General features: G+C 69.8%; 19 protein-coding genes. 12 read left to right on the top strand and 7 right to left on the bottom strand.

The features are described from left to right. The gene (locus E4M00_RS11365) at positions 1-1,500 is read right to left on the bottom strand and encodes an NAD(P)/FAD-dependent oxidoreductase (RefSeq protein ID WP_135120652.1); all 1,500 of its coding nucleotides are present in this window, start codon (positions 1,498-1,500) and stop codon (positions 1-3) included. Positions 1,501-1,723: 223 nt separating this feature from the next. On the opposite strand from E4M00_RS11365, the gene E4M00_RS11360 reads away from it, so the two are divergent. Continuing rightward, positions 1,724-2,884: a Pr6Pr family membrane protein gene (locus E4M00_RS11360; protein WP_135120651.1), complete on the top strand. Its 1,161-nt coding sequence runs from the start codon at positions 1,724-1,726 to the stop codon at positions 2,882-2,884. A gap of 6 nt (positions 2,885-2,890) precedes the next feature. Here the strand turns inward: E4M00_RS11360 and E4M00_RS11355 are convergent, their stop codons facing one another. From E4M00_RS11355 to E4M00_RS11340, 4 genes are all read right to left on the bottom strand, one after another. Continuing rightward, positions 2,891-3,472, bottom strand: a complete 582-nt coding sequence (locus E4M00_RS11355) for a GNAT family N-acetyltransferase (RefSeq protein WP_338033193.1) — start codon at positions 3,470-3,472, stop codon at positions 2,891-2,893. Positions 3,473-3,650: 178 nt separating this feature from the next. After that, positions 3,651-5,372, bottom strand: a complete 1,722-nt coding sequence (gene aceB / locus E4M00_RS11350; RefSeq protein ID WP_135120649.1) for a malate synthase A — start codon at positions 5,370-5,372, stop codon at positions 3,651-3,653. A gap of 82 nt (positions 5,373-5,454) precedes the next feature. Next, a complete protein-coding gene (gene aceA, locus E4M00_RS11345) occupies positions 5,455-6,780 on the bottom strand; it encodes an isocitrate lyase (protein ID WP_135120648.1) in 1,326 nt (441 codons plus the stop codon). A gap of 174 nt (positions 6,781-6,954) precedes the next feature. Beyond that, on the bottom strand, positions 6,955-7,521 hold the full coding sequence (locus E4M00_RS11340) for a hypothetical protein (protein ID WP_135120647.1): 567 nt from the start codon (positions 7,519-7,521) through the stop codon (positions 6,955-6,957). 164 nt (positions 7,522-7,685) lie between these two features. Here E4M00_RS11340 and E4M00_RS11335 point away from each other — a divergent pair, with 164 nt between their 5' ends. Beyond that, complete coding sequence (locus tag E4M00_RS11335; protein ID WP_167756877.1) at positions 7,686-8,153, top strand: SRPBCC family protein; 468 nt, start codon at positions 7,686-7,688, stop codon at positions 8,151-8,153. A 136-nt stretch (positions 8,154-8,289) separates the two neighbouring features. Here the strand turns inward: E4M00_RS11335 and E4M00_RS11330 are convergent, their stop codons facing one another. Beyond that, positions 8,290-9,948, bottom strand: a complete 1,659-nt coding sequence (locus tag E4M00_RS11330; RefSeq protein ID WP_135120645.1) for an amidohydrolase — start codon at positions 9,946-9,948, stop codon at positions 8,290-8,292. Between the two features lie 152 nt (positions 9,949-10,100). Between E4M00_RS11330 and E4M00_RS11325 the strand changes: the two genes are divergently transcribed. The 8 genes from E4M00_RS11325 (at position 10,101) to E4M00_RS11290 (ending at position 18,494) form a co-directional block, all read left to right on the top strand. Next, positions 10,101-10,646 carry a cysteine hydrolase family protein gene (locus E4M00_RS11325; RefSeq protein ID WP_204772999.1) on the top strand — a complete coding sequence of 182 codons (546 nt, stop codon included), beginning with the start codon at positions 10,101-10,103 and terminating at the stop codon, positions 10,644-10,646. Between the two features lie 217 nt (positions 10,647-10,863). Beyond that, positions 10,864-12,348 (top strand): helix-turn-helix transcriptional regulator, encoded by a 1,485-nt coding sequence (locus E4M00_RS11320; protein WP_135120643.1) that lies wholly within the window; start codon positions 10,864-10,866, stop codon positions 12,346-12,348. A 128-nt stretch (positions 12,349-12,476) separates the two neighbouring features. Continuing rightward, positions 12,477-13,907, top strand: a complete 1,431-nt coding sequence (locus E4M00_RS11315) for an NAD(P)/FAD-dependent oxidoreductase (protein ID WP_135120642.1) — start codon at positions 12,477-12,479, stop codon at positions 13,905-13,907. Between the two features lie 55 nt (positions 13,908-13,962). After that, positions 13,963-15,072: an ABC transporter ATP-binding protein gene (locus E4M00_RS11310; RefSeq protein WP_135120641.1), complete on the top strand. Its 1,110-nt coding sequence runs from the start codon at positions 13,963-13,965 to the stop codon at positions 15,070-15,072. 1 nt (position 15,073) lies between these two features. After that, the gene (locus E4M00_RS11305) at positions 15,074-16,237 is read left to right on the top strand and encodes a polyamine ABC transporter substrate-binding protein (RefSeq protein ID WP_135120640.1); all 1,164 of its coding nucleotides are present in this window, start codon (positions 15,074-15,076) and stop codon (positions 16,235-16,237) included. Then, a complete protein-coding gene (locus E4M00_RS11300; RefSeq protein WP_135120639.1) occupies positions 16,237-17,202 on the top strand; it encodes an ABC transporter permease in 966 nt (321 codons plus the stop codon). The genes E4M00_RS11305 and E4M00_RS11300 overlap by 1 nt, the downstream gene beginning before the upstream one ends. After that, entirely contained in the window at positions 17,199-18,128 is a 930-nt protein-coding gene (locus E4M00_RS11295; RefSeq protein WP_135120638.1) for an ABC transporter permease, read from the top strand. Before E4M00_RS11300 ends, E4M00_RS11295 begins: the two co-directional genes overlap by 4 nt. Positions 18,129-18,131: 3 nt before the next feature. After that, on the top strand, positions 18,132-18,494 hold the full coding sequence (locus E4M00_RS11290; RefSeq protein WP_135120637.1) for a cupin domain-containing protein: 363 nt from the start codon (positions 18,132-18,134) through the stop codon (positions 18,492-18,494). Between the two features lie 124 nt (positions 18,495-18,618). On the opposite strand, the gene E4M00_RS11285 is transcribed toward E4M00_RS11290, so the two are convergent. Then, a complete protein-coding gene (locus tag E4M00_RS11285) occupies positions 18,619-20,250 on the bottom strand; it encodes a PucR family transcriptional regulator (RefSeq protein WP_135120636.1) in 1,632 nt (543 codons plus the stop codon). Positions 20,251-20,343: 93 nt separating this feature from the next. Here E4M00_RS11285 and E4M00_RS11280 point away from each other — a divergent pair, with 93 nt between their 5' ends. Both E4M00_RS11280 and E4M00_RS11275 read left to right on the top strand, forming a co-directional pair. Next, positions 20,344-21,828: a CoA-acylating methylmalonate-semialdehyde dehydrogenase gene (locus E4M00_RS11280; protein ID WP_135120635.1), complete on the top strand. Its 1,485-nt coding sequence runs from the start codon at positions 20,344-20,346 to the stop codon at positions 21,826-21,828. Between the two features lie 102 nt (positions 21,829-21,930). Continuing rightward, on the top strand, positions 21,931-23,343 hold the full coding sequence (locus E4M00_RS11275; protein ID WP_135120634.1) for an aspartate aminotransferase family protein: 1,413 nt from the start codon (positions 21,931-21,933) through the stop codon (positions 23,341-23,343). Positions 23,344-23,427: the final 84 nt, after the last annotated feature.

Below are 23,427 nucleotides of genomic sequence, written 5' to 3'. Positions count from 1 at the left end.
TCAGCCGGACTGGGCGTCGCTCGGCGTGGGGGTGGGCGTCGCGGTGCCGGTGCCCTCAGCGTCAGCGCGCTTCGCCTCGTCGAGGAACGGCTCGAGGCTCGCCAGCAGCTCGGCGAGCACCGTCGCGTCGTCGTCGATGGCGGCGAGGCGGGCGGCCTCAGCCGCGGCGACGGTGCCGACGAGCACCGGGTACCCCGTGTCCGGCAGAAGATTCACCCACAGCCCCACAGGAGACCCGGCGGCGATGGTCGACCAGACCGTGGCGTCGGTGCTCCAGAACGGCTCGTCGAAGCGCAGCCACACGCGGTCGGAGTCGCCCATGCCGAGGATCGACACGGCTCGCGCCTTGGGCAGCGGCAGTTCCGGCTCGAACACGACGGATCCCGACTTGAGCACTCCCAGTGGCAGGGTCACGATCACGCGGTCGACCGTGAGCGACTCGCCCGTGCGCAGGCGCAGGCTGACCTTGTCGTTGCGGGTGACGACCCGCGTCACGACGCTGCGCAGCAGCACGTCGACGCCGTCGGCGAGCTCGTCGGCGAGGGTGCCGAACCCGGCCAGCGGAATGGCGCCGCCCACGCCGTCCCCGGGAGTGGTGGCCCCGCCGTTCCAGGCCGAGAGCCGCTCATCCGTGGCGCTGGTCCTCGGCTGCACGACCGAGTCCAGCTGGTGGCTCAACCAGTCGGCATCCGACACCCCGGCCTCATCGGGGGTGGTCGACAATGCGCCGGCTTCCGACTGCCCGATGGCGAACGACAGCGGAACGTCGTGCGGCTGCTGCGACGACCACTCCACGGCGTCGGCCACGGCCGCAGCCCCGACACCTGACACGGCGACAGCCGTTCCGGCCGCCGTGCGCACCTCGTCGGCTCGACCGAAGGAGACGACGTCTCCGCCCGCGGCCACGACGGCGGAGTGCAGTGCCTCGTCGCCGTCGGCGATCATCGTCGGCCCGAGGTCGACGGTGAGAGGCCAGGAGCCGCCGGTGCGCGCGTCGATGCGTCCGCCCACCCGGTCGCGGGCCTCGACCACGACGACGTCGTAGCCGGCATCGAGCAGGGCCCTGGCTGCGGTGAGGCCGGCGACTCCGGCACCGATCACCCCGATGCGCTCGGAACCGTCGGAGGCCGAGATCACCTCGTCGGCGGCACGCGAGCCCGAGTCGATGGCACCGCTCACAGTCCCCGGGGCGTCGCGCGACGTCGCCTCGCCGGCGAAGAAGACGCGATCGTCCACGGCTGCGGCGAGGTCGTCGCGGCTCGCGCTCGTGGCTCCGACGGCGGCGAAGCTCGCAGCACCGAGGGCGAACGGATCGACGCTCCACCGCGATCGCAGCATCGACGCCGGCTGCGGAACGGCGGATGCCGGAGGCTGGGTCGTCGCGGTCGGCGACGGGGTCGGCGACGGCGACCGGGTCGGTCGAGGCTGCGGAGTGCAGGCGGCGAGCACCGATGTGCCGAGTGCGCCGACGGCTGCGATGAGGAAGGTTCTGCGTCTCATGGATGTCGCGGGCTTGCGCTGGAACCCCGGCCGCCCTCCTCCCGAGCACACGAACGCGATTTCAACCTACTGCACCCGACTGAACGGCTCGGAAAGACGTGAGGATAACTAATCTGGGGGCGTATGCCCAGCATCCACGGCCTTCTGCCAGATACCGTTCAGTATGCGAGAGCGTTCATCAGGCCCTCACATCTCACGGGGGAACATCCATCAGGCGATCGGCTTGGCCCGGCTGGTGTTGGCCGCGGTCGAGACGGTCTCGATCGTGGCGAACTTCCAGGCGATCGGGGTCACGGCCTTCGACGCGGGCAATTACTTCTGCTTCTTCACTGTGCAGTCGGCGGTCGGTGCCGTCGGTCTGCTCGTGACGAGCGGGGTGCTCGCCATCACCGGCAGGCCGGAATCGAGCCGCATCCACGCGGCCCGATCGATCGTCCTGGGCTACGTCATCCTCGCCGGAATCGTCTACGGCATCCTCGCCGTCGGTTCGGCGGGCGAGGTCAAGCCGATCTTGGTCACCCCGTCGGATGTCGTGCTGCACTTCATCATGCCCGTCCTGCTCACCATCGACTTCATCGCCGAAAGGCGTCTGGCAGTGCGCACCAACACGCTGCCCTGGCTCACCATGGGCTGGGCACTGCCCTACCCCGGCATCTGGCTCGTGTTCACCATGGTGCGCGGCAGCATCGTCGGCTGGTTCCCGTACTTCTTCATCGACCCGACACGCACCAAGTCGCCGGTCGAGATGGGGCTGTACATCACCATCGTCTGCCTGATGATCCTGGTGCTGACCACCGGATCGCTGGCCCTCACCCGCATCGGCGCCCACGACCTGTTCGCCCTGGTCCCGGATGCCGGTCCCCCCGCCTCCGGCATCGTGTTCGGCGTGCCTCGAGCCGAACCCGGGAGCGCTCACGGTGCGCGGCGCCCTGCTGTCGCGCTCCTCACTCCGGCCGCGAGCGCCGTGCTCCAGTCGCAGCTCGCGGCCCTGTCCACCGAGTGGCGCTGGACGTCCACGGTGTCGTACGCCCCGCTTCCCGTCGCACTCGGCACGTCCACCCGCGGCGATCGACGATGGGTCACGGCGGCCGCAGCTCCGCGAGCGGCTGTGCACTCCGAGCTCTGGACCGGCACGAGCTCCTGCGTCGAGCTTCAGTCGGGTCGACGCGACGGCGGCGCGCACCGGCGCGATGTCGTCACGACCCCGTTCGCCGGTCCGACGCAACGACCCCCGGACCTCCATGCGGCACTGCCGCGGTGGACGTCATCGCATCCGACGACGCAGCGCGCAGGCATGGGTCGATCCGGAACGCGGCACTCGGGCGCTCTCCACTCGGGAACGCTGCATGCAGGCACGCTGCATGCCGACACCGTCGGCGTCTGAGCGGACCTACGGCAGCCGGCGCTCCAGAACGAGGTCGTCCTCGTAGCGATCGCCCACGAGGAAGTGCTTCGTCCCGACCTGGGCGAATCCGTTCTTCTCATAGAAGCGGATGGCCCGGGCGTTCTCCTCGTTCACGCCGAGCCAGGCCCCTGCGGCACCGCGCTCCCCTGCGGCGGCGAGAGTCGCGGCCATGAGCGGTCCGGAGACCCCGGTGCCGTGGATCGAGGCGAGGGTGTAGAACTTGCTGAGCTCCACCGTCGGACGGATGCCGATCGCGGCGGCGACGTCGGCATCCGTCGGCTCTCCGAAGACCAGCATCGTGTAGCCGACGGCGAGCGAGCCGGATGCCGCATCCGTCGCCGGCTGCTCCCGATCCTGCTCCTGCTGCTGCTCCGCGATGAGCAGCACGCGGGCGCGGTCGGCGAGGTAGGCGTCGAAGGTGCCGCGCGAGAGGTGGGTGGCGATGAAGTCGGCGATGGCCTCGGCCGTCGTGTGCGGCGGGCAGGCGAGCGGGAAGGTGGCTGCGGCCAGCTCGGCGAGGCTCCCTGCGTCGGCTGCGGTCGCGGTGCGGATGCGGATGGTCACCATCCGACCCTAGAGGTGCTCCTGCGCTCCGATCGCCGAGGTCCGTGCGCACCGCGCGGCCGAAGCGCACACACCGCTGATCGAGTAGCGCCCGACGGAGTCGGACGCGTATCGAGATCACCTGAGCGGTCTCGATACGCGTGCTCGCTGCGCTCGCTCGCTACTCGACCAGCGGGTGCTGCTACAGGAACCGCGTGTACGCCGGGATCGTCAGGAACGTCGGGAACTCCGGCTCCAACGCGACCTGCCGGAACACCGCGAAGGCGTCGTCGAAGCGGTCGCCGTCGAAGCGCTCCAGCTCGTCCGAGACGCCGGTCACGACGGTCTCGAGCCACGCGGCGTCGATGCGCCGACCCTCGCGGGTGATCGTGTTGTCGTTCACCCACTGCCAGACCTGCGACCGCGAGATCTCCGCCGTCGCGGCGTCCTCCATCAGGTTGTCGATGGCCGCAGCCCCGATTCCCCGCAACCACGACTCGATGTACCGCACGGCGATGCGCACGTTGTCACGGACGCCCTCCTCGCTCACCGAGCCTCCGATCGACGGGATGTCGAGCAGCTGCGCCGCCGTGACGTGAACGTCGTCGCGCAGGCGGTGCAACTGGTCGCTGCGGTCCTCGAACACGGCGTCGAATTCCGCTCGCGCCGTGGGGATGAGATCCGGGTGCGCGACCCAGGTTCCGTCGAAGCCATCTCCGGCCTCGCGGCGCTTGTCCGTTGCGACCTTTTCCAGGGCTCGTCCGGTGACCTCCGGGTCACGGCGGTTCGGGATGAACGCGCTCATGCCTCCGATGGCATATGCCCCGCGCCTGTGGCACGTCGACACGAGCAGCTCGGTGTACGCCCTCATGAACGGCACGGTCATCGTGATCTCGGAGCGGTCGGGGAAGACCCATCGGCGCCCCCGCGACCGGAACGTCTTGATGATCGAGAAGATGTAGTCCCAGCGCCCGGCGTTGAGCCCGGCGCAGTGATCGCGCAGCTCGTAGAGGATCTCCTCCATCTCGAACGCCGCCTGGATGGTCTCGATGAGGACCGTGGCGCGCACGGTCCCCTGCGGGATGCCGAGGTGGTCCTGCGAGAACGAGAAGACGTCGTTCCAGAGCCTGGCCTCGCGGTGGCTCTCGAGCTTCGGCAGGTAGAAGTACGGGCCCAGCCCCAGCTCGATCAGACGACGGGCGTTATGGAAGAAGTAGAGCCCGAAGTCGACCAGGCTCCCTGAGGCGCTCATCGCCCGCCCTGAGCGGTCGTGGAAGCGCAGGTGCTTCTCGACCAGGTGCCAGCCCCGCGGCCGCATCACGATGGTGGGCGTCTCGGCCTCACCACCGTGGGTCAGGCCGACACGGCCGGCGACCGTGTACTCCCTGCCCTCCGGCGACGTGAAGGAGAGCTGGCCCCGCAACGCGTCGAAGAGCGAGATCTGCCCCTCGATCACGTTCGTCCAGGTGGGGCTCGTCGCGTCCTCCTGATCGGCGAGCCAGACCTTCGCGCCGGAGTTCAGCGCATTGATCGCCATCTTGCGGTCGGTCGGACCCGTGATCTCGACGCGACGATCCTCGAGACCGGGGCCCGCCCCGGCGACTCGCCACGACGCATCCGCTCGCACCGATGCCGTCTCGGGCAGGAAGCGCGGGTCGCGTCCGTTCGCCGAGGCGACGCGGGTCTGCAGTCGTGCTGCGAGCAGGTCATGACGGATGCCGGCGAACCTGTCGTGCAGTTCAGCGAGGAACGCGAGCGCCTCGGGCGTGAGGATCTCGGAGTAGCGATCGCCGAGCGGCGCCGTCACCTCGATCCACGGCTGCGACGTCGCGAAGCTGCCGGTCGTGGTGGCCGGCTCGCGCGTCGTCGTCTCGGATGCCCGGGTCGTCTCGCGTTCCAGGGTGCTGGTGGGTGTGGTGTTCATGGTCGTGTCTCCTGTCGAATACCGCTGATCGAGGAGCGCCCGACGGAGTCGGACGCGTCTCGAGATCACAGCGATCGGGGTTCTAGAACTGGTGTTCCTCGGTCGATCCGACGAGGGCGAGAGTGGCGCTCGAGGGGTTGAGCGCCGTGCTGATGCGGTCGAAGTAGCCTGTGCCGACCTCCTGCTGATGGCGGGTGGCGGTGTAGCCGTTCTTCTCGGAGGCGAACTCCGCCTCCTGGAGCTCGACGTACGCACTCATGTGGCGCTCGTTGTAGCCGCGGGCGAGTTCGAACATCGAGTGGTTGAGGGCGTGGAAGCCCGCGAGGGTGATGAACTGGAAGGCGTAGCCCATCGAGGCCAGCTCGCGCTGGAAGGTCGCGATCTGGCTGTCGTCGAGGTGACGCTTCCAGTTGAACGACGGCGAGCAGTTGTAGCTGAGGCGCTTGCCGGGGAACTTCTCGTGGATGGCCTCGGCGAAGCGGCGGGCGAGGTCGAGGTCGGGCTCGGCCGACTCGACCCAGAGCAGGTCGGCGTACTCGGCGTAGGCGAGCCCGCGGGCGATGACCGGCTCGATGCCGTTCTGCACCTCGTAGAAGCCCTCGGCCGTGCGCTCCCCGGTGAGGAACGGACGGTCGCGCTCGTCGTGGTCGCTGGTGAGCAGCGTGGCGGCGAGGGAGTCGGTGCGGGCGATGATGATCGTCGGCACGTCGGAGACGTCGGCCGCGAGTCGAGCGGCATTGAGGGTGCGGATGTGCTGGCCCGTCGGGATCAGCACCTTGCCGCCCATGTGACCGCACTTCTTCTCGCTGGCGAGCTGGTCTTCCCAGTGCACGCCCGCCGCTCCGGCCTCGATCATGCCCTGCATGAGCTCGTAGGCGTTGAGCGGTCCGCCGAAGCCGGCCTCGGCATCCGCGACGATCGGGGCCATCCAGTCGCGGCCGGGCTCGATCTGGCCGGCGCGCAGCAGGGCGTTGTTGATGCGACGCACGACGGCGGGCACCGAGTTCGCCGGGTACAGCGACTGGTCGGGGTAGGTCTGGCCGGCCAGGTTGGCGTCGGCCGCGACCTGCCAGCCCGAGAGGTAGATGGCCTCGAGGCCCGCGCGCACCTGCTGCACGGCCTGGTTGCCGGTGAGGGCGCCGAGGGCTGCGACCCAGGTGGGGTCCTCCTCGGGGGCGAAAGCCGTGCCGTCGGTGCGCTGGATGAGCTCCCAGAGCTTCTCCGAGCCGCGACGCGCGAGAGTGCGCTCCTCCCGCACCGGACCGCGGAGCTCGACGACGTCGGCTGCGCTGTAATCGCGACGGATGCCGTCCCAGCGGGAATCGGCCTGCCATTCGAGTTCGAGTTCGGCGGCGCTCTGCGTCTGGTCGCCCGGGCGGCTCTGCGTGGGGCGGGGCGGGGTGCTCATGGGGTGTGCCTTTCGGATCGGACGCCGCTTGGAGGCTGCGGCGCTGGTGTGTTGCACCAACACTGCTGCCGCGCGGCATCCGTCGATCCGAAAGCGAGTGCAGAAATAGACCCGGTCTTCTGCCGGGGAGAAGAACGGGGTGTCAGAGCGGCTGCGGGGCCGCTCGAGCGAGCGTCACTCGGTGACGCCGCAGAGCTCCTGCACGCCCACGATGCTGTCGGAGAAGGCCGTGAGCTGGTCGCCGAAGGCATCGACGTCGATCGACTCCGGATCGGTCGAGAAGGCGATGAGGTAGTCGAAGTACGACTGGCTCGAGGCGACGACGGCGTCGGCTGCAGGCTTGACGTCGGCGTTGGTGACCTGGGCGGCCGCGGCCGTCAGGTCGGCGCTGGCAGCGTCGATGGCGGCCTGGGCTGCTGCCGGATCGGTTCCGAGCATGTCCATGTTCTCGTCGGTGTCGAGGCCGGAGAGGGCGGTGATGGCGTCGTTCATGATGACGCAGGCCTCCTCGACCGTCTGCGCAGCTGCGGCCGGGGCACTCGCTGACGGCGCCGGTGGCGTGCTCGCCCCGTCGGTGGCACCGGGAGTGGCGCTCGCGGTCGAGCCGGGGGTGCCCGACGGGGTCGGCGTCGCCGATCGAGTCGAGGTCGGCGATGACGATGGTCCCGCGGGTCCGGAGCATCCGGTGAGCAGAAGCGCCCCCGACACGACGACGACGGCGATGACACTGCGATAGCCCACGAATCCCCCTGATCAACTTCGTTCTGCTGTACTGCCGACCTTATGTCAGGGGACAGCCGGCTGCCAGTGCCGGGCGACGGATACCCGGAGAAACCGCCCTGACCCCCGAAAGGGGGTTGCCCCCGATGGGCCCCGCTCGTCGTGCGGCCTACCCTGAGGAGACCATGCCGACCCGAGATCCCCACCTCATCACAGTGCGCTCAGAACGCCGCATCGCACTGGATCCCTCGACGGTGTGGTCGATGCTCGCCGACCACCGCTTCGACGCCATCTGGCGGGAGGGAGTCGAGGAGATGAGCCAGGACACCACGGGAACCGTGCGAAACGGAACCCGCACGGTGGAGCAGTTCCGCTCGCTCGGCCAGCGCACGACGAACACGGCGATCATCAGCAGGGTCGAGCCCGGAGTCGCCTTCTCCTGGGCATCGACGTCGGGCACCGACGCCGACGGTGAACGCCGGATCGAGCCGGTGGAGGGCGGCGTGCGCGTGGTCCTGACGACGACATCTCGACCGGGCAGCCGCATCGAACGGATGCTCGGTCCGCTCATCGGCTCCTCGCTGCGGCGAGCACTCGACCGCAGCCTCGAGCGCTTCGAGGACCTCGTGCTGGAGTCGGCGCACCGGCTCTGACCTACGGTCGCTGACCACTCCGGTCCCTGAGAACCGAACGAAGTTCGCGTTCGAAGCGCGTTCGCGGCCGAAGCGCCCTCTCGGCGCAGACTCGGTGCGCTTCGGGCGGTCGCTGCGCTCGGCCCTCAGCGATCGGCTACTCCGCCGAATACACCAGCGCTCCGTCCACCCAGGTACTGAGCACGCGGGTGTCGGCGATCGCCGTCACGGGTCCGGTGAACGGATCCCGGTCGAGCACCACGAGGTCGGCGAGACAGCCGGGCTCGATGCGGCCGGTGGAGCCGTCGCGGCCGTTGAGCCAGGCACTCCCGGCCGTGTAGGCCGTCAGCGCGGTCGCGAGATCGAGGCGCTGCCCGGCGGCCCCCAGCGGTGCGGCATCCGACCCCGGACCGACGCGGTTGACGGCGACGTGGATGGCGGCGAGCGGATCAGCCGTCGACACCGGCCAGTCGCTGCCTGCACCCAGCAGCACCCCGGCGCGATCGAGCTCGCCGAACGGGTAGTGCCGTGCCTCGAGCTCGGCGTCCAGGAACGGCAGCGCCAACTCGTCGAGCTGCGGCTCGTGGCACGCCCAGAGCGCCTGCAGGTTGGCCGCGGCACCGAGCTCGGCGAAGCGCGCCACGTCCACCTCGTCGACGATCTGCAGGTGGGCGAGGTGGTGACGGCGCTGCGGGGCGTCGGCCGCGCGGGCGGGCAGCGCCTCCAGCGCGTCGAGCGCCTCGCGCACGGCCCTGTTGCCGAGGGCGTGGAAGTGCACCTGGAAGCCTGCGGCATCCGCCCCCACCACGGCGGCGTCGAGGGCCTGCGGGGTGAGGAACGTGTGCCCGGAGTTGGAGGTCGGGTGTCCGTGGGCGTCACGGTAGGGCGTGTTCATCGCCGCCGTGAAGTTCTCGGCCACCCCGTCGACCATGATCTTGATGCTGTCGGCGCGCAACCGCTCGGGAACGCCGAGCGCCGCGACCTCGTCGCGGCGGCGGACCATCTCGTCGAGCTGCGACGTGTCGCGGTCGCGTTCCCACCAGAGTGCGGCGACGACGCGGGCCGTCAGGGTGCCGTCGGCGACGGCCCGCAGGTAGACCTCGAGGGTGTCGGGCAGGCCCAGCACCTCGCCGACCATGGCGTCCTGCCAGCCGGTGACGCCCTGAGCGAGCAGCTCCTCCTGGGCTCGCAGCAGGCCGCGGTACGCCAGCTCGGGGTCGATGTCGGGGGCGTGGGTCTCGACCAGGGCGACGGCGCCCTCGTGCAGGGTTCCGCTGGGCGCTCCACCGGCATCCCGCTCGATGCGACCGTCGGAAGGGTCTGGTGTCTCGGCCGTGACCCCGGCGAGCGCCAGGGCCAGCGAATTCGCCCACGCTCCGTGGTGATCGCGGTTGCTGAGCAGCACGGGGCGGTCGGCCACGACGGCGTCGAGGTCGGCCGCCATCGGGGTGCCGCCCGGGAAGAACTCCATCGACCAGCCGGCCCCGCGGATCCACGGCTCGTCGGGGTTCGCCTGCGCGTACTCCGCGATGATCCGCAGGCAGTCGGCGGCATCCGTCGCCCCCGTGAGGTCGCACTGCAGCATCTCGACCCCGGCCCCGATCGGGTGCACGTGGGCGTCCTGGAACCCGGCGACGACGAGCCGGCCCGAGGTGTCGACGACGGTGGTGGCGTCCCCGACCCAGGCGCGCAGGTCGTCCGTGGGGCCGACGGCGACGATGCGTCCGTCGAGCACGGCGACATCGGCGGCGACGGATGCGGCAGCGCCCGCGCTGAACACGGTCCCGCCCGTGAAGACGACGTCGGCGATCGGCATGGGGCCTCCTCGAGTGCGGCCCCGGTGCGGGGCGCTCCCAGCGAGCGTAGGCAGGTCGAGGCGTCGGCGGCCAGCGCATACCGACGGGTTGTCGGCCCGCCGTCGGTCAGAGTGTCAGGATGGGGGCCGCATCCGTTTCGAAAGGGCTCACCGTGTCTCGTCTGCTGCTCATCATCGACATCCAGAACGACTACTTCCCGGGAGGGGCGTTCCCCCTGGTCGAGCCGGAGGCCGCAGCCACGCGTGCGGCCGAGCTGCTGGCGGCGTTCCGCGAGGCCGGCGACCCCGTCATCCACGTGCAGCACGTCTGGGATGCACTGGATGCCACCTTCATGCGCCCCGGCACCGCTGGGGTCGAGATCCACCAGCTGGTCGCGCCCGTCGGCGACGAGCCCGTGGTGCAGAAGGCGTCGCCGAACTCGTTCCTCGACACCGACCTGCTGGAGCGGCTGTGCGCCGTCGATCCGGATGACCTGGTCGTGGTCGGGATGATGAGCAGCATGTGCGTCGACGCGACGGTGCGCGCCGCCAGCGACCTGGACTTCACCGTGACCGTCGCCCACGACGCGTGCGCTGCGCCCGACCTCGAGTTCGACGGCGCCGTCGTGCCGGCGGCGCAGGTGCACGGCGCGTTCATGGCGGCGCTCTCGGGCAGCTACGCGACGGTGGCGACGGTGGAGGAGCTGCTGGCGCGCTGACCGCTGCCGGCTCGCTTCGCTCTGCGCCGCAACAGGCCCGATCGTCTTAAGCAGGCCAGACGGGCCTGCTCTCGGGCGGATGCTGCGATCCGGCCTGTTCTCGCGAACGCGAGGGACGTGCGTCAGTCGCGGACGTCGTCCGGGCTTCGGCGAGATCGACAGAAGAAGCGCGATTCTTCTGGTTGCCGCATCCGCAGGCCCGTGACACCATCAGTCCATGATCAGCGCGGATGAGCTCGCTTCCGAGACCCTCGACGACGAGGTGGGCGTCGACGCGCTCACCCTCGGACGCCGCATCCGGGCCCGCCGCGTGGCTCGCGAGCTGACGCTGGAGCAACTGGCCGCGGCCGTCGACAGGGCGCCGTCGCAGGTGTCGATGATCGAGAACGGCAAGCGCGAGCCCCGCCTCTCGATGCTGCGCTCCATCGCGCTGGCCCTCGGCACGACCGTCGATGATCTGCTGCGCACGGATGCCGCCCCAGACCCGCGCGACGCCCTCGAGATCGCGGTCGAACGCGCCCAGCGCGGCCCCGTGTTCGAGGCGCTCGGAATCCCGCGCATCCGCGTCAGCAAGGGCCAGAGCGACGAGACCCTGCAGGCGATCCTCTCCCTGCACAACGAGATCTCGCGCCTCCACCGGGAGCGCGCCGCCACGCCCGAGGAGGCCCGCCGCGCCAACGTCGAGCTGCGCGCCACCATGCGCGCCCGCGACAACTACTTCTCCGAACTGGAGACCCTGGCGACTGAGCTGCTGACGGCCGTCGGGCACAACGGCGGACCCGTGTCGCAGCAGGTCGTCGCCGACATGGCCAGTCACCTGGGCTACTCGCTGCACTACGTCGGCGACCTGCCGCACTCCACCCGCTCGGTGACGGACAAGCGCAACGGCCGCATCTACCTCCCCACCGAGCAGTCGGCATCGCGCGACTCGCGCTCCCCCATCCTGCAGGCCTTCGCCACCCACCTGTGCGGTCACGACGAACCGCGAAACTACGCCGATTTTCTGCGGCAGCGCGTGGAGACGAACTACCTGACGGCCGCGATCCTGCTGCCGGAGCGCGACGCCGTGAAAGTGCTCACCGAGGCCAAGAACCTGCGCCGCATCTCGATGGAGGACCTGCGCGACGCCTTCGCGGTGTCCTACGAGACGGCGGCCCACCGCTTCACCAATCTCGCGACGGCGCGACTCGGCATCCCCGTGCACTTCATGAAGGTGCACGAGTCGGGCACCATCATCAAGGCCTACGAGAACGACTCGGTGCGCTTCCCGAGCGACGCTCTCGGTGCCGTGGAGGGCACGACGGTCTGCCGCAACTGGACGGCGCGCACGGTGTTCGACGTCGAGGACCGGTTCAGCCCCTGGTACCAGTACACCGACACCAGCACCGGAACGTTCTGGTGCACCTCGCGCATCGAGAAGGCCAAGGAGGGCGAGTACTCGGTGAGCGTCGGCGTGCCCTTCGACCACGTGAAGTGGTTCCGCGGCCGCGAGACTCCCCATCGCGCCGTGAGCCACTGCCCGGACGAATCGTGTTGTCGTCGAGCTCCCACGGGCCTCGCCGACCGTTGGGCCGACCAGTCGTGGCCGGCCGCGCGCACCCCGACGAGCCTGCTCGCCGCACTGCCGACAGGCACCTTCCCGGGCGTCGACCAGACCGAGGTCTACGAGTTCCTGGAGCGACACGCTCCCCGGACGATCTGACCGGAACCGCCACGATCCCGAACGTTTTCGAGAGGGTCGGCCCGACTCGGGTTGGCAGAATGTCAGGAACGGTCGACGGAGACCAGCAGGTCCCGTCCGGCCCCTTCCTGCAGAGAGCGTGATCGATAGTGCACACCACAGTCTTCGAACGAGCCCGGCCAGCGGCATCCGTCGTCAGCCATGCCCTGAGCGGAACCAGGCAGGCGTCGTTCTGGCTCGACGACCTGGCCGAGGCGACGCCCACCTACCCCCGGCTGACGGGCGACCTCGGCGCCGACCTGGTGGTCGTGGGCGGCGGCTACACGGGGCTCTGGACCGCACTGCTCGCCAAGCGCGAGCAGCCGCAGGCCCGTGTCGTGCTGCTCGAGGCGAAGACCATCGGCTGGGCGGCGTCCGGGCGCAACGGCGGCTTCTGCGAGGCCAGCCTCACCCATGGGGACGAGAACGGCCTCAGCCGCTTCCCCCAGGAGTTCGACAGGCTGCAGGAACTCGGACTGGCGAACCTCGACGAGATCGAGGCCACGCTGGCCGAGCTCGGTGTCGACGCCGAGTTCGAGCGGAACGGCGCCATCGACCTCGCGGTGGAGCCGCACCAGGTCGAGTGGATGCGCGAGAGCGCTGGCGAGCACGCCCTGTTCCTCGACGAGACCGCTGTTCGGGCTCAGGTCAACTCCCCCACCTATCTCGCCGGCGTCTGGCACACCCGCACCTCGGCTCTGGTGCACCCGGCGAAGCTCGCCTTCGGCCTGGCCCAGGCCGCCGCAGCCGCCGGAGTCGAGATCTTCGAGAACTCTCGAGTGCTCGGCCTCGACACCGCCGGCCTCAGCGTGGCCCAGGGAACAGACGTGCGCACGGCGACCGGCACTGTGCGCGCTGTGCGCACGGCCCTCGCGACCAACGTCTTCCCGAGCCTGCTCAAGCGCAACGCCCTGCAGACGGTTCCCGTCTACGACTACGCGCTCATGACCGAGCCGCTCAGCAGCGACCAGCTCGACGCCATCGGCTGGGCGAACCGGCAGGGCCTCGGCGACTCGTCGAACCAGTTCCACTACTACAGGCTCAGCCGCGACAACCGCATCCTGTTCGGCGGCTACGACGCGGTCTACCACTACGGCGGCCGCATCCGTGCGGAATACGAGAACCGACCCGAGACCTTCCGCACCCTCGGTGAGCACTTCTTCACCACCTTCCCGCAGCTCGAGGGGTTGAGGTTCAGCCACCAGTGGGCCGGCGCCATCGACACCTGCAGCCGGTTCTGCGCCTTCTTCGGCGCTGCCCGCGGCGGCCGCATCGCCTACGCCATCGGCTACACCGGGCTCGGCGTCGCCGCCACCCACTTCGGCGCGAAGGTCATGCTCGACCTGCTCGCCGGGCGCAAGACCGAGATCACCGAGCTCGAGATGGTGAAGTCGCGTCCGCTGCCGTTCCCGCCCGAGCCCCTGGCCTCCATCGGCATCCAGGCCACCCGCTGGTCGCTCGACCGCGCCGACCACAACCGCGGCGAGCGCAACCTCATCCTCAAGACCCTCGACGCCGTCGGCCTCGGGTTCGACTCCTGACGTCGCAGCCCAGCCTCAGCCCCACCCCAGCCCCACCCCGACGAGAGGACCAGCCGTGAGCTCTCCATCCCCTGCCACCGCCGTCATCGCCGACGCCGCCGACGCCACGGGTTCGGTGAGCCTCCGCGGAATCACCAAGATCTTCGGCTCGGCCACGGCCGTCGACTCCATCGACCTCGAGGTGCGATCCGGCGAGTTCATCTCGCTCCTCGGCCCGTCGGGGTGCGGCAAGACGACGCTGCTCCGCATGATCGCGGGCTTCGAGCATCCGGATGCCGGAGACATCGTCGTGGGCGGTCAGTCCGTCGTCGACCTGCCCCCGCACAAGCGCCCGGTGAACACGGTGTTCCAGTCGTACGCCCTGTTCCCCCACATGACCGTGGCCGAGAACGTGGCCTACGGACTGCGCCAGAAGCGCGTGCCTAAGTCCGAGATCGCGCAGCGCGTGCACGACTCGCTGGGGCTCGCCCAGATGGTGAGCTTCGCCGACCGCAAGCCCTCGACTCTCTCCGGCGGTCAGCAGCAGCGCGTCGCCCTCGCCCGCGCCCTCGTCAACCGCCCCAAGGTGCTGCTGCTCGACGAGCCGATGAGCGCCCTCGACCGCAAGCTCCGCGAGGAGATGCAGATCGAGCTGAAGCTGCTGCAGAAGGAGCTCGGCATCACCTTCATCTTCGTCACCCACGACCAGCAGGAGGCGCTCTCGATGAGCGACCGCGTCGTGGTCATGCAGAGCGGAAGTGTGCAGCAGATCGGCAGCACGGAGGACGTCTACCTGAAGCCGGCCAACGAGTTCGTCGCGGGCTTCATCGGCAAGCAGAACTTCATCGACGCGTCGGTGTCGGGAACGGATGCGCTGGTCGCGGCAGACGGCACCTTCGCGGTCTCGAGCCTTCCGAGCGGCGCCCGCGAGGGCAGTGAGGTGCGGGCGGCGATCCGCGCCGAGGCCGTGCACGTGTCGGCGCAGCGTCCGGCCGGTGGCGGCCTCGAGGGCACCCTGGCCGGTATCTCCTTCCTCGGCGATGCCATCCAGTACGTCGTCGTGACGAGCTCCGGACTCGAGCTGATCGCCCGCGCGACTCCGGACCGGGCCGAGCCGCTCGGCACCGGAGACACGGTCTGGTGCTCGTGGGACGCCAGCGAGCTGCGCGTGTTCGAGGCGGCCTGAGATGGCGGATCGCCCCGACATCCGCGCGCTCGTTCCGCGTGCGGCATCCGCCCAGATCAGCCGCAGGGCACTGCTCTCGGGCTTCATCGTGGTGGGGGCGACCAGCGTGCTCGCCGCCTGCTCGAAGAGCACGGGCTTCGCCCCGTCGAAGCTGCCGGACGGCGTGATGGAGAACCACCTCAACGTCTACAGCTGGGGCGACTACGACGACCCGGCGAACATCGCCGCCTTCCAGAAGACCGGGACGAGCGTGCAGTTCGACAGCTTCGGCTCGAACGAGGAGCTCATCGCCAAGCTCGGAGCGACCCGCGGCACCAGCGGCTACGACGTGATCGTCCCGACGGGCAGCTACATCCCGATCATGTCCGAGAACGGCCTGATCGAGAAGCTCGACCACAGCAGGTTGAAGAACCTCGGCAACGTCGATCCGCTCTACCTCGACCAGAGCTGGGACCCGGGGAACACCTACTCCGTCTGCAAGGACTGGGGAACGACGGGCTTCGCCTACGACACCCGCGCCATCCCCGGTGAGCTCACCTCGTGGGCCGACTTCCTCGAGGCAGCCACCGGCACGGCCAGCGGAGACGTCTCGCTGCTCGAAGACCCGTGGGAGGTCGCCAGCATCTACTTCGCGGCCAACGGCATCGACCCGAACACCACGAATAAGGCCGACCTGGCCGCCGCAGACGAGTACCTCGTGAACACCCTCGCCCCGCACGTGAAGGCCTTCAACTCCACGGCCGTCACGAGCGGCATCCCCGAGGAGACCTTCACCCTCATGCAGGCGTTCAACGGCGACGCGAGGCAGGGGCTGCTCGCCAGCGACGATCCCGACAGCTGGCGATTCGTCTACCCGACGCCGACGGCCAACCTGTGGATGGACACCTGGGCCATCGCCAAGGGCGCGCAGAACATGGACGCCGCCTACGCGTTCATCGACTACATGCTCGAGCCCGAGGTCTCCTACCGCGAGGTGGACTACATCGGCTACAGCACGGGAGTGAAGGGCATCGACGAACTGGCGAAGGAGAACGAGTTCGACTTCCCCGAGCTGGTCTTCCCCGCGGCCGACGTGATCGAACGACTCACCCCGGCCGAACTCAACGACGCTGCCGGTCAGCTCGTGAAGACCCTCAACCGCATGATGGCGAAGGCAGGTTCGTGATGACGACGGATGCCGCTCCTCCCACGACAGCCCCCCGCAGCACGCCCCGCGCCCGGCGTCGCCGCGGCATCACCGGCTACGAGGCGCTCGGCTTCCCCACCTGGGCCTACGTGGTGTTCTTCTTCGTGGTGCCGCTCGGCCTCGTGCTCTGGTACTCCTTCGGCTACAAGCCCGACCTGTTCAACGCCCACGCGAACGACGTGCTGAGCCTCGACCGCTACGTCGAGGCCCTCGACGCCACCTTCATCGGCACGTTCTGGAACACCCTGCGCATCGGGGTCGTCGGCACCCTGATCTGCCTCGCCATCTCGGTCCCGTTCGCCTACTGGCTGGCCGTGAAGCTCAACCCGAAGTGGCGCCCCCTCGCCCTCGCACTGGTGCTGGTGCCGTTCTGGACGAACTTCCTGGTGCGCACCCTCGGCTGGCAGATCATCCTCTCGCCGCGCGGATTCGTCTCCGACGCCCTGCAGAACCTCGGCATCATCGACGGCAGGCTCGATGTGCTCTACACGGCCGGAGCCGTGCAGCTCGGCGTGGTCTACAACTACCTGCCGCTCATGATCCTGCCGCTCTACGTCGCCATCGACCGCGCCGGCCCCGCGCTCCGCGAGGCCAGCGCCGACCTCGGGGCGAACCGCTGGCGGACGCTCTGGAACGTGACCCTTCCACTCGCGGCCCCCGGGATCGCATCCGGATGCCTGCTCGTCTTCATCCCTCTGATGGGCGACTACATCACGGCGTCGGTGCTGGGCGGAGCGCAGGGCAACATGATCGGCCAGCTCGTGGCCAGCCAGTTCAACACCGCGCAGAACTGGGCGCTCGGGTCGGCCATGGCCGTGCTGCTCATGCTCTTCATCGCCGGCGCGGTCGCGATCTTCGGCGGAATCGCCCTCATCGTGCGAGCGTTCGTGCGCCGAGCGCGTCGCGTCGATCTCGACGTCGAACTTCCGGGAGGTGCCTCATGAGTGCGAACACGGCGACAGCGGCAGTGGCCGCGGTGGATCCGGCGCGGGTGCGCAGTGCCACATCCGTTCCCCGACGGCGCCGTCGTGTCGACCCCGTGCGCGTGGGGCTCGCGATCTGGGGCGTCGTGGTGTTCGCGTTCCTGTTCCTGCCGATCATCGTGATGTTCGCCTACTCGTTCAACACCGGCCGCCTGCTGGCGTCGTGGCAGGGCTTCGGCTTCACCGCCTACACGTCGGCATTGGCGAACCCCGTGATCGTCGGCTCGGTGATCACGTCGATCTCCGCCGCCGCCGGCGCCGCGCTCCTGTCCACTCTGCTCGGGACCCTGGGCGGCATCGCGCTGGCCCGGTCGCGCGCGAGCTCGCTCTCCGTCCTGGTGGCCACGGTGATCCTCGGCGTCACGCTGTTCACCCCCGAGATCGTCGACGCCGTCTCGATGCTGCCCTGGTTCGTGAGCCTCGGAACCGACGCCGGCATCGGCCTGTTCAACAACGGCCTCGTGCGGCTCGTGATCGCCCATGCCGTGCTGTCCGTCGCCGTCGTGACCTTCATCATCAGGGCACGGATGGCCGGACTCGACGCCTCCCTCGAGGAGGCGGCGGCCGATCTCTACGCGACACCGTGGCGCCGCTTCACCCAGATCACGCTGCCCGTCGCGAGCCCCGCGATCTGGGCCGGCGCGCTGATGTCGTTCACCCTGAGCCTCGACAACACCATCGTGTCGAGCTTCGTGCAGGTGCCGGGATCGACGCCGTGGCCGGTGTACATCTTCGCGTCGCTGCGGGTGGGCCTGCGGCCCGAGATCGCGGCGGTGTCGACGGTGATGTTCCTGCTCACCCTGCTGGCTCTCGGCGTCGTCGCCTACGTGCTGCGACGAGGCGACCAGAGCGCCGAAGACATCGCGAAGACGTTGGCGGCGGGATAGACCATGATCGACTCGACCCTGAAGACCGCGGCGCTCGCACTCTCGCTGCCGCTGGAGCCCGTGGCTGCCGAGCAGGTCGTGGACGGAACCCCGCAGACCGGTTACATCGAGCTGGAGCCGGTCGGTGACGGTGACGGTGCCGACATCGGCGTGTGGGAGATGACCGCCGGCGCGATGAGCGACACCGAGGCCGACGAGGTGTTCGTGGTCATCGCCGGGTCGGCCGAGGTGGAGTTCCTCGAGTCGGGCGACCGGGTGGTCTACGCCGTCGGCGACATCGGGCGGCTGCGGGCCGGCCAGCGCACGATCTGGCGTGTGGCCGATCGCATCCGGAAGGTGTACGTCACCCCACCGTCGATCGAGTAGGCCGCGAGCGCAGCGAGCAGCCGTATCGAGATCACTCGTCCGCGGGTGCTGCGAATTGCGCGCCGAAGTGCGATCTCGATACGTGTCCGACTTCGTCGGGCACTACTCGATCAGCGGAGTCCCATCACCGCCGCGCCAGCAGCGCAGCGTGCAACGCGCTCACGGTCTCGCCGTCGTCGAGGTCGACGTCGAGCAGGTCCTCGATGAGGGCGATGCGCTGGTAGAAGACCGAGCGCGACAGGTGGCTGGCGGCAGCGGCCTTCGTGCGGTTGCCCGGATGCGACACGTAGGCCAGCAGCACCGCGAGCAGGTCGCCGTCCACCTCGAGGTCGTACTCGATGAGCGGCCGCAGCATCTGCTCGCTGTGCGCCTGCAACCGCGGGTCGCCGGCGAAGGCCGCGACCAGCCGCAGCAGCGGACGGTTCTCGGCCCGCAGCACGGTCACCCCGCGTGCTCGCTCCTCCCGGGGCGAGCGCAGCAACTCCTGGGCCTCCTCGATGGAGGCGATGAGCCCGCTGAGGTCCCGCGCCACGGCACCGACCGCGATGACGAGGCCGGAACCGCCGCGCGCCAGGCGTCGCGCGAACTCGTCGAAGACGGCATCCGTCAGTCGGGCCTCGGGTGGAACCGACAGCGCCAGCACCTGGCCGCCCCCCTCGGCGCGGGGAGCGGCGATGACGGGTCCGCCGAGCAGACCGGCGGCGGCGAGCACGTCGACCGGGCCGTGGGTGCCGCCGTTCCCCTCGCCGGGGTGCACGGCGATTCCGACCAGGGCACGGCCCCGCACGGGCAGCCCTGCGGCCTCGAAGCGAGCCGCGATCCCGGCATCCGAGCTGTAGCGCGCGCCCAGCAGGTCGGCCAGAAGCTGCTCGTTGCCGAGCCTCGTCCACTCGTCGGCGTCGCCCTCGGCGAGCCGGCCGATGGCCAGGGCGACGGCTGCCTGCTCCATCACCTGCGACCGACCGGCCGTGTGCGGCTCGCCCGGCAGTGCGATGAGGGAGCCCCATCGGATGCCGCGGGCCTCGACGGCGACGGTGTCCCAGCCGGCGGCATTCGTCGCCCCAGGCTGCCTGCTCCCGTCGCGGTGCAGCGTGCGCGACGTCGACTCCCAGTCGGCGAGGGCCTCGTCTCCGGCGTCGAGCATCTCGGCCGCGACGACCCTGTGGTTGAGGTCCTCGAGCACGACGGGGGCGCGCAGCACCCTCGCGAGCTGCTCGACGATGTACTCGGCCGTGCTGCCGCGCAGGCTCAACCCGATGAACAGCTCGTGCAGACGGTCGCGCTCACGCAGCGCATCGGCCTGCTCCAGGATGATGCGACTGTGCACGGCCTCGGTCACCGCGACGAACTTCACGATGCGCCGCAGCACGATGAGCGGCAGCCCGGCCTCGTCGCAGGCCTCGACGAGAGCCGTCGGCACGGCGTCGAGGCGACCGCCGAGCTCGAGCACGAGGCCGGCGACCCCGACCCGTCCGAGCCGCTCGACGAAGGCGGTCAGCTCGGCTGCGTCGTCGGACCAGCCCGCCCCCGTCGAGAGCAGCAGCTCCCCGCCGTCGAGCAGGTCGGCCGCGTCGAGGTTGTCGCTCACGTGCACCCACCGCACGGCGCGGTCGAGGGCCCCCGTTCCCGCGACGATCTCGGGATCACCAGCCTGCAGAACGGGCAGCCGCACGATGTCGAGCACGGTGGGAAGCGAGGCCCCGAAGCCGCCCGGACGATCTGTAGCATCCGTCGGCGAACTGCGACGTTCTGGCATGGATATCATCCTCGGTGCTCTGTGATCATGGGGAAATCCAGCATAAGCCGGTGTCGGGCAGACCGTTCGACGGATCCAGAAAGCGAGTCCGCCATGGCACTCGTCCAGCACTTCATCAACGGCGTCGAGACCGGCGAGCCCGAGCGCACGGGTCCGGTGTTCAACCCGGCCACGGGCACGAGACAGCATGACGTGGTCTACGCATCCGTCGCCGACGTCGAGCAGGCCATCGCCGCAGCCAAGGCAGCGCTGCCGGCCTGGCGGGCCACCAGCCTGATCAAGCGCGCCGACGTGTTCTTCCGGCTGCGCCACCTGCTGCGCGAGCGCACCCCCGAGCTCGCCGCCATCGTCACAAGCGAGCACGGCAAGGTCCTCTCCGACGCCGCCGGCGAGATCTCGCGCGGCCTCGAGAACGTGGAGTTCGCCTCCGGTCTCGTGCACCTGCTGAAGGGCGAGCGCAGCGAACAGGTCTCCCGGGGCGTCGACGTGCACTCCGTGAAGCAGCCCGTCGGAGTCGTCGGCGCCATCACGCCCTTCAACTTCCCCGTCATGGTGCCGCTCTGGATGGTCGCCAGCGCCATCGCCTGCGGCAACACCGTCGTGCTGAAGCCCAGCGAGAAGGACCCGTCGGCGTCGCTCTTCCTGGCGAAGCTGTTCCAGGAGGCCGGCCTTCCCGACGGCGTGCTCAACGTCGTCAACGGCGACAAGCTCGCCGTCGACACCATCCTCGACAGCCCCGACGTCGCCGCCGTCTCCTTCGTCGGGTCCACCCCCATCGCCCAGTCGATCTACCGTCGCGCCAGCGACAACGGCAAGCGCGTGCAGGCCCTCGGCGGCGCCAAGAACCACATGGTCGTGATGCCGGATGCCGACATCGACGCCGCGGCCGATGCCGCCGTCTCCGCCGCCTACGGTTCGGCAGGCGAGCGCTGCATGGCCGTCTCGGTGCTGGTCGCCGTGGGCGACGTCGCTGACGACCTCGTCGAGGCCGTGCGCTCGCGCATGGGAACGCTCGTCATCGGCGACGGAACCGACAGCGCCAGCGAGATGGGTCCGCTCATCACCCGTGAGCACCGCGACAAGGTCGCCTCCTACGTCACGGGCGCCGCCGCCGAGGGCGCATCCGTCATCGTCGACGGCACCGAGAAGCAATTCGACAACGACGGCTTCTTCGTGGGCGTGAGCCTGCTCGACCACGTCACCACCGAGATGAAGGCCTACCAGGACGAGATCTTCGGCCCGGTGCTCTCGGTCGTGCGCGTCGACTCCTACGAGGCCGCTGTCGCCCTCATCAACGCCAACCGCTTCGGCAACGGCGTCGCGATCTTCACCCGCGACGGCGGCACGGCCCGCCAGTTCGAGTTCGAGGTCGAGGTCGGCATGGTCGGCGTCAACGTGCCGATCCCGGTGCCCGTCGGCGCGTATTCGTTCGGCGGCTGGAAGGACTCTCTGTTCGGCGACTCGCACATCTACGGCCCCGAGTCCGTGCACTTCTACACGCGCACCAAGGTCGTGACCACGCGCTGGCCCGACCCGTCGGAGTCGCAGGTCGACCTCGGCTTCCCGAGCAACCACTGACCCACCCGCTCCCCGAGTTGCCCACTTCCGCTAGTGGGCGAGCGCCAGCACTGGCGGAAGTGGGCAACTCGCGAGACCGCAGACCGAAGAAGAGAGCCAGCCATGACCGACACCCTCTCCCCCAGCGCCACCGCCGCCTACGTCGACCGCAGCGGCACCACCCACCAGCTCCCGGATGCCGCAGCCGACGCCCAGGTGCGCGCCGACGACCGCGGCCACGTGTTCCACTCCTGGAGCGCGCAGGCGAAGATCGACCCGATGCCCGTCGCCGCGGGCGAGGGCTCCACGTTCTGGGACTACCAGGGCAACGCCTACCTCGACTTCTCCTCGCAGCTGGTGAACCTGAACCTCGGACACCAGCACCCCGACCTCGTCGCCGCCATCCAGCAGCAGGCCGGCCGGCTCGCCACCATCCAGCCGATCATGGCGAACGATGTGCGCGGCGAGCTCGCCCGCCGCATCGCCGAGGTCGCTCCCGGCGACCTCGACAAGGTGTTCTTCACGAACGGCGGTGCCGACGCCAACGAGTACGCCGTGCGCATGGCGCGCGCCGTCACCGGCCGCCGCAAGGTGCTCTCGATGTACCGCAGCTACCACGGGGGAACGGCCGCGGCCATCTCACTCACCGGGGATCCGCGCCGTTGGGCCAACGACCCGAGCGACGGGTCCGTCGCGCACTTCTTCGGCCCGTACGCCTACCGCTCGCCCTTCCACGCGACGACCGAGGCCGAGGAGGCGCAGCGCGCGCTGGAGCACCTCGAGAATCTCATCGTGCTGGAGGGAGCCGCCACCGTCGCCGCCGTCATCATCGAGACCATCGTGGGCACCAACGGCGTGCTTGTGCCGCCCGCCGGCTACCTGCCCGGCGTGCGCGCCCTGTGCGACAAGTACGGCATCGTCTACATCGCCGACGAGGTCATGGTGGGCTTCGGCCGCATCGGCGAGTGGTTCGCCGTCAACCACTTCGGCGTCACCCCCGACCTCATCACCTTCGCCAAGGGCGTGAACTCGGGCTACGTGCCGCTCGGCGGAGTCGTCATCTCCGACCGCATCGCCGCGCACTTCGACGACGTCGCCTTCGCCGGCGGTCTCACCTACTCCGGCCACCCCCTGGCGTGCGCCGCCGGAGTCGCCACCTTCGAGGTGTTCGAGCGCGACGCCATCCTGGAGCGCGTGCGCGACCTCGGCTCGCGCATCGTCGAGCCGGCCCTGCGGGCGATGGCCGAGCGGCATCCGTCGGTCGGAGAGGTACGCGGGGTCGGCCTGTTCTGGGCGATCGAGCTCGTTCGTGATGCGTCCACGCGGGAACCCCTGGTTCCCTTCAACGCCTCGGGCCCGGATGCCGCTCCGATGGCGGAGCTCGCCGCTGCGTGCAAGGCCGCCGGCCTCTGGCCGTTCACGCACTTCAACCGCGTGCACGTCGCTCCCCCACTCGTCATCACGGAGGAGGAGCTGGTGCGCGGCCTCGCGATCATCGACGAGGCGCTCGAGGTGGCTGACCGCTACGTAGCCTGATCCTCACCCGCCGCGCAAGGGGTCTCCGCCCGGGAGGTCGGCCGCGCGAAGCGACCGCTAGGCTGACGGACGCTCGACCCCCGA

It is taken from the genome of Orlajensenia leifsoniae, assembly GCF_004570845.1.
GTDB classification, from domain to species: domain Bacteria; phylum Actinomycetota; class Actinomycetes; order Actinomycetales; family Microbacteriaceae; genus Orlajensenia; species Orlajensenia leifsoniae.
The sequence above is the reverse complement of the archived record's forward strand: the minus strand, read 5'-3'. Positions and strand labels throughout refer to the sequence as shown.